An 8,441-nucleotide genomic window follows, 5' to 3' on the forward strand; every position below is an offset into this window, starting at 1 on the left:
TCCACGGTGTTCCAGCCCATGTGCGGCACGACGGGGGCCTCGAGCCTGGACACCGTCCCGGGCCACTCGTCACACCCCTCGGTCTCGACCCCGTGCTCCACACCACGGCCGAAGAGGATCTGCATGCCGACACAGATGCCCAGCACCGGTCGTCCACCGGCCAGGCGGCGACCGATGATGCGATCACCCTTCACAGCACGCAGCCCCGCCATGCACGCAGCGAAGGCACCGACGCCCGGAACGATGAGCCCGTCGGCGTCGAGAGCGGCCTGGAAGTCGCTGGTCAGGACCACGTCGGCGCCCGCCCGCTCTGCCGCGCGTACGACAGAGCGGAGGTTGCCGGAGCCGTGGTCGAGGACGACGACGCTGCTCACAACGTCCCCTTCGTCGACGGCACTCCCTGCTCCCTCGGGTCCAGCGCGATGGCGTCACGGAAGGCACGCGCGAACGCCTTGAACTGCGCTTCGACGAGGTGGTGCGGGTCGCGGCCGGCGAGCACGCGGACGTGCAGCGCCAGGTGCGCGTGGAAGGAGATCGTCTCGAACACGTGTCGGGTCAGTGAGCCTTGGTAGGCCGCGCCGTCCAGGCCGCCGATCGCGACGTAGACCTGGCCCTCGGGCTCGCCGGTGTGGACGCAGTAGGGACGACCCGACACGTCGACCACGGCCTGCACGAGCGCCTCGTCCAGCGGCACGGTGGCGTCGCCGAAGCGACGGATGCCGGTCTTGTCGCCCAGTGCCTTACGCAGCGCCTGCCCGAGCACGATCGCCGTGTCCTCGACCGTGTGGTGGGCATCGATGTGGGTGTCGCCGTCGGCACGCACAGTGAGGTCGACCAGTGAGTGCCGCGCGAAGGCGGTGAGCATGTGGTCGTAGAACCCGACACCGGTGGCGACCTCCGAACGCCCGGTGCCGTCGAGTTCGAGCTCGAGCCGGATCTTCGACTCACTCGTGGTCCGTTCGATGCTGGCTGTACGGCTCATGTGTTGTCCCTCATCGGTTCGGTGTTCATGACGATGGTCAGTGCGCTCTTGAATGCGGTCATCTCCTCGGCGGTGCCGACGGACACGCGCAGCCAGCCGTCGGGACCGGTCTCGCGGATCAGCACGCCGTGACCCAGCAGACCCTGCCAGACCGCGTGCCGGTGGGCGAACCTGCCGAAGAGCACGAAGTTGGCGTCGCTGTCAGCGACCTCGAGTCCCTGCTCGCGGAGCCACGCCACCGTGCGGTCGCGCTCGCCTCGGAGGTCGTCGACGCGTCCCAGCAGCTCGGGGGCGTGGCGCAACGCAGCCAGCGCGGTCGCCTGAGTGACGGCGGAGAGGTGGTAGGGCAGCCGCACCACCCGGATCGCGTCGCAGATCGCCGGGTCTGTGGCGAGATAGCCGAGCCGGGCGCCGGCCAGGGCGAAGGCCTTGCTCATCGTGCGGCTCACCACGAGGTTGCGGTGCCTCGGCAGAAGCTCCAGTGCACTGGGCGTGCCCGACCTGCGGAACTCGCCGTACGCCTCGTCCACGACCACGATGCCGTCGCCGGCCGCATCGCAGAGCATCGAGACCGCCTCGGGCGGCAACGCCGTGCCGGTGGGGTTGTTGGGTGAGGGCAGGAGCACCACGCTGGGCCGGGTCCGGTGGACCAGGTCGCGGGCGGCGTCGAGGTCGAGGGAGAAGTCCTCGGCACGGTGGCCGACCACCCAGTCGGTCATGGCGTCCCGGGCATATTCGGGATACATCGAGTACGTCGGGGCGAAGCTCAGCGCCGTCCGCCCCGGCCCGCCGAAGGCCTGCAGGATCTGCAGCATCACCTCGTTGGAACCGTTGGCCGCCCACACCATCTCCGGGGTGATCCCGCTGCCACCGGAGCTGTTGAGGTATGCCGCGAGCCCCTCCCGCAGCTCGGTGAACTCGCGGTCGGGGTAGCGGTTCAGCGTCATCGCGGCGCGGGCCACGGCGGTCGCGATGTCCGCCGCGGCGGCTGCGGAGGGCCCGTAGGGGTTCTCGTTGACGTTGAGCTGGACGGGGGCCTGCTCGAGCGAGAGCTGCGGTGCGCCGTACGGCTCGATCCCGCGCAGCTCCTCGCGGATAGGTGGGAAGCTCACGTCGGCTCCCCCGGCGAGTTGCGGGGGTCGAACCTCACCGCGACGGCCTGGCCGTGCCCGGGAAGGTCTTCCGCCTCAGCGAGCGTGACGACGTGCTCGGCGACCTCGGCCAGCGCCTCGCGGCTGTAGTCGATGACGTGCACCGACTTGAGGAACGCCCGCACCGACAGGCCGCTGCTGTGACACGCGCAGCCCGCGGTCGGCAGCACGTGGTTGGAGCCTGCGCAGTAGTCACCGAGAGAGACTGGCGCGAAGGAGCCGACGAAGATCGCGCCGGCGTTGCGGACGCGAGCCGCCACCTCCCGGGCGTTGCGCGTGTGGATCTCCAGGTGCTCGGCGGCGTAGGCGTTGACCACGTCCAGACCCTGCTCGACGTCGTCGACGATCACGATCGCGGACTGCCGTCCGGCCAACGCCGTCTGGATGCGAGCGGTGTGCCGCGTGGCGAACACCTGCTTGTCCAGCTCGAGGTCGACCTCGTCGACCAGCGCGAGGGAATCGGTCACCAGCACGGACGCGGCCATCGGGTCGTGCTCGGCCTGGCTGATCAGGTCAGCTGCCACGTAGGCGGCATCCGCCGAGTCGTCGGCCAGGATCGCGATCTCGGTCGGACCGGCCTCGGAGTCGATCCCGACCACGCCGCGCAGCACCCGCTTCGCTGCCGCGACGTAGATGTTGCCCGGCCCGGTAACCAGGTCGACGGGCCGGCAGGGGCCCGCACCGTGGGCGAACATCGCGATCGCCTGGGCTCCGCCTACTGCATACACCTCGTCGACACCGAGCAGCGCGCACGCCGCCATGATGGTGGGCTCGGGCAGTCCGCCGGAGTTCTTCTGCGGCGGGCTGCTCAGGGCGATCGACCGGACGCCCGCGACCTGCGCTGGCACGACGTTCATCACGACGCTGGAGACCAGCGGCGCGAGTCCCCCCGGCACGTAGAGCCCGACCCTGTCCACCGGGACCTTGCGGTGGGTGACGATCGCGCCGTCCCCCAGCCGCGTGGTGACGTCAGCCTCCAGCTCCGCAGAACAGGTGGCGCGCAGGCGACGGACGGCCTCCTCGAGGGCGGCGCGGACCTGGGGGTCCAGCTCGTCGAGCGCCCGGGTGAGCGCGTCCTTGGGTACGGCGATGTCCTCGCGGTCGACGCCGTCGAACTGCTGGGAGTACTCCCGGATCGCGTCCACTCCGCGGGTGCGAACCGCCTCGATGATCGGGATGACGGCATGGGTGGCGGCCTCGACGTCGAACTCGGCGCGCGGCACGACCGCGCGGTAGTCGAGGGTGCCGGCATCGGCTGCCCTCAGGTCGATCCGGCGCATCCGCGTCGGCGTACCGCTCTCATCCATGGTCCGATCCTAGGGAGTCACCGCGCACGACCCCGCAACGCCGACCGGCAGTGGACACGTCCAGGTCCGCGTTAGGTTGGCACCGTGACCGAAACCCTGCCGATGTTTCCGCTCAACACCGTGCTGTTTCCCGGGGTCACGCTGCCCCTCCACGTCTTCGAGGACCGTTATCGCGCCCTGGTGCAGCACCTGCTGAGCGTCCCGGACCCGGCGGACCGGGTCTTCGGGACGGTCGCCATCCGGGAGGGCTACGAGGTCGGCGACCACGGTGCCCAGTCGCTCTACCGCGTCGGCGTGCGCATGCAGCTCAACGAGGTGGAGAGCAACGAGGACGGTTCGTTCGAGATCGTGGCGACCGCTCGCGACCGGATCGTCCTGGGCGGCCTCGAGACGTCGGCCGGGTTCGCGCAGGGCGCCGTCACCGACTCCCCCGACGAGCCCCACGACGGGACCGCTGCCCTGCACGACCGCGCCAGGGCGACCTTCACCGCCTACCGCGCGGCCGTGAGCGAGATGCAGGGCACGACCTTCGAAGGCAGCCTTCCGCGCGACCCCGGCAACTTGTCCTGGACGCTCGCCGCCGTGGCACCGTTGCCGATGGCCGAGCGTCAGGCACTACTGGAGGCCGAGAGCCCCCACGCGCGGCTCGAGCTCGTCACCCAGTTGCTGCGCGAGGAGCTGCGGGCGATCAACGTCATCCCCTCGCTGCCGGCCACGGACGTGGCCCGCACCGCCTGGTCGCCCAACTAGTCGTCCCGGTGGCCAAGAAGCGGAACTCGGGCACCCCGGCGACCCTGGTGCTGACGGCGGCCGGGATCGCGTTCGAGCTGCGCCACTATGCACACGACCCGCGCGCGGCGTCCTACGGCTTGGAGGCTGCAGAGGCGCTGGGCGTCGAACCGGGGCGGGTGTTCAAGACGCTGGTCGCGGACCTGGACGGCACGCTGGTGGTCGCCCTGGTGCCGGTGGCAGGGTCGCTCGACCTGAAGGCCCTGGCGCGTGTGCTGGGCGGCCGCAAGGCGGTGATGGCGGACGTTGCTGCCGCCGAGCGCGCCACGGGGTACGTCGCAGGCGGCATCTCGCCGCTGGGGCAGAGGAAACCCCACCGGACCGTCCTGGACGAGTCGATCCTCCAGCACGCCACGGTCTTCGTGTCTGCCGGTCGTCGCGGGCTGGACCTGGAGCTGGCACCGGCCGACCTGGTCGCGACCACCGAAGCGATCACGGCCCCGATCGGCCGGTGAGCAGCAGACCTCAGTCCGTGGTCAGCTTGAACAGGCCGTGAATCGTGTCGCCGTCGATCCACTGGCTGACGCCGAAGGCAGCCAACGGGTCGAGGTTCTCGCTGATCTCGGGATCGCTCTCGGCAATCCTGGTCAGCCAGTCGTCGTCGGCGTTGAAGTTGACGAACATCACGTTCTGCGCCTCGTCGCTCTCGACGACGTCCTTGTAGACGCCCGTGTCGCCGAGGGAGCCGCCTGAGTCGAGCTTGCCGCGGTAGTCGTCGTTGAGCGCGATGACGGCATGGCCGTCGGCCTCGGTGACCTCGAGGTAGGGCGCGACCTCCGGTCCGGCTGCGTCCTTGAGCTTGTCGAGCACCGCCTGGATGTCGTCGGCGTCGCCGTCGATCGTGACTCCGAGCGGAAGCTCGCCGGGGCCGCCGTTGGTGAAGGCGTCCACGTCGATGCCACCGCCGAGAGACACTGCGATGCCCTCGCCCGTGAGCGTCTCGGCGTCCTCGGGCAGCTCCAGGCCGGTCGCAGTCTCGGCCTCGGCGATCATCTCCTCGACACTCATGCCCTCGGACTCGGGCATCACGGACGCGAAGTAGTCGATCATGCCGTCGACCCAGCCGGGCTCGAAGCCGAGCGCGAACGCCGCAACAGTGTCGTCCGGCAGCCTACCCAGCAGCTCGACGCCGGCCTCGTTAGTGAAGTGCTTGGTCAGTTCGGGCTGGTAGTTGGACGCGGCGTACTCGACCTCGAGTGCGCCGTCCTCGAACCGCACCGTCGCAGCGGCACCGTCGAAGTTGTCGAGCACCTTCTGGAGCTCCTCCGGAACCTCGGACGGGGCCGTCTCGGTCAGGCCCTCCGGGCTCATCGGGTCCATTCCGGAGAGGACACCCGCCCCGGGGATCATGCCCATCCCGGGACTGGCAAGGACGTCACCGAGGTAGTCAGCAGCCGCAGCAGCGACGTAGAACGACATGATGCCGTCGCCCCCTGCCTCACCCGTCCACTTGGCGAAGCCGTCGTCGTCGGCCAGGGACCCCTTCTCGGTCGCGTCCACGACCTTCTGGGCGATGGCCTCGGTCTCTGCGATCACGACCCAGTCCCCCGCGACGACCCAGCCGCCGGTGCTGGTCTCGTCGGGACCACCGCACGTCTCGACGAGCTTGGCCAGACCGTCCTCGGCCCCGCTCGCGTCGGTGACCTGCACGACCCCGACCGGGGAGGGTGTGTCATCGCCGGTGTCGACGGCGGCCAGCGCGGCGCGCGATCCCAGCCACGGCTCGACGTCGGCCTTGTAGTCGAGGCCCTCGCACTCACCGGAGTCGGTGATCTCCTCGAACAGGCGCTCACGCAGGTCGTCGTCGGTGTCGAGGTTGATCTCGTCCTTGAAGGCCGGGAACTTGCGCAGCGTCTGGATGGCCTCGACCTTCTGGCCCCCGCTGGGGTCCAGGTCGACGCTGACATAGCCGAGCGTACCGGCGGGCAGTGCCTCGGCCGGCTGTGCGCCGGTGCCGAGGAAGGAGCTCGCTGCCCACACCGCTCCGCCGCCCAGCGCCAGCACACCAGCGAGACCGCCCAGCGCGATGATCCGTTTGCGGTTGTCGGCGGAAGTGGCCGGTCGTTCGACGGGCGAACCCGCCGACGACTCGAGGTACTCGGGCCCGTCGGAGCCGGGCGGTGTGGTGTTGGACATGGGGACCCCCGTGTAGTGAAGCTGGATGCGAGACGGCTGGAGCCTATCCAGCGTAGGGGTTGTCGGACGTGCTCGGGCGATCATCGGACGACTGGGCCGCCCGGCGACCCGACATCGCCAGGAAGAGGAAGACCGCCGCCGTCATGGCGCCCACCGGGAACGCCACGAAGGCGCTCGAGTCGAAGATGTGCAACCGCGGGTCGTCCCCCGCACCGACCACCGACAGCTCACTGGGAAGGGTGCTCAGGTCCTCCTTGCCCGCGGCGAGGAGCTGTGGATCCTGTGGGCCGAGCGCATGCCCCACCTTGAACATCACCCAGCCGGCCAGCGTCGAGCCGACCACCATGGCGGCCAGGCTGACGAGCTCGTGTCGCGGCCACAGCCACCCGAGGGCCAGCGCCGTGAGGCTGCCGGCGACGAGGGCGACGACGACGTACCAGCCCGTGCCCGAGAACGCGTAGTCCGGCCCGGCGGGTTCGAGATACCACTTGCCCTCGAAGACGAGGCCGTCCGGTGCGTCCCACAGGAGCTCCCAGACGACACCCGCCACGGCGCCCACCACGGCGAAGGCCAGCACGAATCCAACGGCCTGCACGGCAGCACCCCGCCGGTCGCCCATCCGGCCCATCCGGCTCATCCGGCGAGGCACCCGGGCCCCAACAGCTGCTTCAGGTCGGCGAACAGTGCCGGCGACGGGGTCACCCGATGGTGGTCCCCCACCTTCAGCACGATCGTCTTGTCGCGCATCCGGACGTTCAGCAACACCTCGGTGACACCGGGGTGGGTCGCCAGCACGTCCTTGAGGCTGTCCACGACCGCCGGGTTGATCCGGGTCTGGGGCAGGTTGACCGAGACCGGGCCGGACGGGCCGTCGGAGAGGTCAGGGACGGTGATCTCCTGGGCTCGGAGCTCAGGCTGGTCCTTGTCTCGGGAGAGCTGCCCCTTGACCCGGATGATCGCGTCCTCGACAAGGTAGGACGAAGCGAGCTGATAGGCGCTGGGGAAGAGCAGCACCTGGATGGCACCGTCGAGGTCCTCCAGGGTCACGGTCGCCCAGGAGTCGCCCTTCTTGGTCATCTTGCGCTGCACGCTGGTCACCAGGCCGCTGATCGTCAGGGTCGTCCCGTGGGGGCGTTCCTCGTCGAGCATCAGCTGACCGATGGAGCAGTCGGTGCCCACCTGGAGCACGTGCTCGAGACCGAGCAGCGGGTGGTCGGAGACATAGAGCCCGAGCATCTCGCGCTCGTGGCCGAGCAGGGTCGTCTTGTCCCAGTCGTCGATGTCGGGGACCACGACGTTGACACCGAAGCCACCATCAGCCTCGTCCAGCCCGCCGAAGAGCGAGTCCTGGCCGATCGCCTCGTTCTTCTTGATGTCGATGTACTGGTCGATGGCGTTCTCGTGGATCGCGACCAGGGCGCGGCGGCGGTGCTTGAGCTCGTCGAACGCGCCGGCCTTGATCAACGACTCGATCACCCGCTTGTTGCAGACCACCGCGGGGACCTTGCTCAGGAAGTCGTCGAACGACTCGTAGCGGCCGTGCTCGGCGCGCGCGGCGACGATGCCGTCGACGACGTTGGCGCCGACGTTGCGGATCGCGGTCAGGCCGAAGCGGATGTCGTGGCCGACCGGGGTGAAGTCGCTGGCCGACTCGTTGACGTCGGGCGGCAGCACCTGGATCTTCATGCGCCGGCACTCGTTGAGGTAGATCGCCGACTTGTCCTTGTCGTCCTTGGTGGACGTGAGCAGCGCGGCCATGTACTCGGCGGGGTAGTTGGCCTTGAGGTAGGCCGTCCAGTAGGACACCAGGCCGTAGGCGGCGGAGTGGGCCTTGTTGAAGGCATAGTCGGAGTAGGGCAGCAGCGTGTCCCACAGCGCCTTGATCGCCCCATGGCTGTAGCCGCGCTCGGTCATGCCCGCGGAGAAGCCGGCGAACTGCTTGTCCAGCTCCTCCTTCTTCTTCTTGCCCATCGCCCGGCGCAGGATGTCCGCCTGTCCGAGCGAGTAGCCCGCGAGCTTCTGGGCGATCGCCATGACCTGCTCCTGGTAGACGATCAGACCGTAGGTCTCGCCCAG

Annotated in this window: 9 protein-coding genes; 2 read left to right on the top strand and 7 right to left on the bottom strand. The window is 69.5% G+C overall.

Going from position 1 to position 8,441, the window contains the following annotated elements; translation table 11 throughout:
* The 4 genes from hisH to hisD form a co-directional block, all read right to left on the bottom strand.
* On the bottom strand, positions 1-374 hold a 374-nt coding region (gene hisH, locus JWN68_RS12920; RefSeq protein WP_297739527.1), incomplete at its 3' end, for an imidazole glycerol phosphate synthase subunit HisH.
* Positions 371-982, bottom strand: coding sequence for an imidazoleglycerol-phosphate dehydratase HisB (gene hisB / locus JWN68_RS12925; protein ID WP_297739530.1), 612 nt, complete (start codon positions 980-982; stop codon positions 371-373). The genes hisH and hisB, both read right to left, overlap by 4 nt.
* Positions 979-2,094: a histidinol-phosphate transaminase gene (locus tag JWN68_RS12930; protein ID WP_297739532.1), complete on the bottom strand. Its 1,116-nt coding sequence runs from the start codon at positions 2,092-2,094 to the stop codon at positions 979-981. The genes hisB and JWN68_RS12930 overlap by 4 nt, the downstream gene beginning before the upstream one ends.
* Positions 2,091-3,413 carry a histidinol dehydrogenase gene (gene hisD / locus JWN68_RS12935; RefSeq protein WP_297739544.1) on the bottom strand — a complete coding sequence of 441 codons (1,323 nt, stop codon included), beginning with the start codon at positions 3,411-3,413 and terminating at the stop codon, positions 2,091-2,093. The genes JWN68_RS12930 and hisD overlap by 4 nt, the downstream gene beginning before the upstream one ends.
* A gap of 111 nt (positions 3,414-3,524) precedes the next feature.
* Here hisD and JWN68_RS12940 point away from each other — a divergent pair, with 111 nt between their 5' ends.
* Positions 3,525-4,190, top strand: a complete 666-nt coding sequence (locus JWN68_RS12940; RefSeq protein ID WP_297739533.1) for an LON peptidase substrate-binding domain-containing protein — start codon at positions 3,525-3,527, stop codon at positions 4,188-4,190.
* Between the two features lie 8 nt (positions 4,191-4,198).
* Positions 4,199-4,684 (top strand): Cys-tRNA(Pro) deacylase, encoded by a 486-nt coding sequence (gene ybaK, locus JWN68_RS12945; protein WP_297739535.1) that lies wholly within the window; start codon positions 4,199-4,201, stop codon positions 4,682-4,684.
* Positions 4,685-4,694: 10 nt separating this feature from the next.
* Here the strand turns inward: ybaK and JWN68_RS12950 are convergent, their stop codons facing one another.
* The 3 genes from JWN68_RS12950 to JWN68_RS12960 all read right to left on the bottom strand — a co-directional run.
* Positions 4,695-6,365, bottom strand: coding sequence for a DUF3352 domain-containing protein (locus JWN68_RS12950; RefSeq protein WP_297739537.1), 1,671 nt, complete (start codon positions 6,363-6,365; stop codon positions 4,695-4,697).
* Between the two features lie 43 nt (positions 6,366-6,408).
* Complete coding sequence (locus tag JWN68_RS12955; RefSeq protein ID WP_297739539.1) at positions 6,409-7,002, bottom strand: hypothetical protein; 594 nt, start codon at positions 7,000-7,002, stop codon at positions 6,409-6,411.
* A partial coding sequence (locus JWN68_RS12960) for an OB-fold nucleic acid binding domain-containing protein (protein WP_297739541.1) occupies positions 6,999-8,441 on the bottom strand: 1,443 nt, incomplete at its 5' end. The genes JWN68_RS12960 and JWN68_RS12955, both read right to left, overlap by 4 nt.

It is taken from the genome of Nocardioides sp. (assembly GCF_025964975.1).
Taxonomy (GTDB): domain Bacteria; phylum Actinomycetota; class Actinomycetes; order Propionibacteriales; family Nocardioidaceae; genus Nocardioides.

Excerpts from the sequence above, each read along its gene's own strand:
- JWN68_RS12950 (WP_297739537.1), bottom strand. The coding sequence starts at position 6,365 with ATGTCCAACACCACACCGCCCGGCTCCGACGGGCCCGAGTACCTCGAG.
- hisD (WP_297739544.1), bottom strand. The coding sequence starts at position 3,413 with ATGCGCCGGATCGACCTGAGGGCAGCCGATGCCGGCACCCTCGACTAC.
- hisB (WP_297739530.1), bottom strand. The coding sequence starts at position 982 with ATGAGCCGTACAGCCAGCATCGAACGGACCACGAGTGAGTCGAAGATC.
- JWN68_RS12955 (WP_297739539.1), bottom strand. The coding sequence starts at position 7,002 with ATGAGCCGGATGGGCCGGATGGGCGACCGGCGGGGTGCTGCCGTGCAG.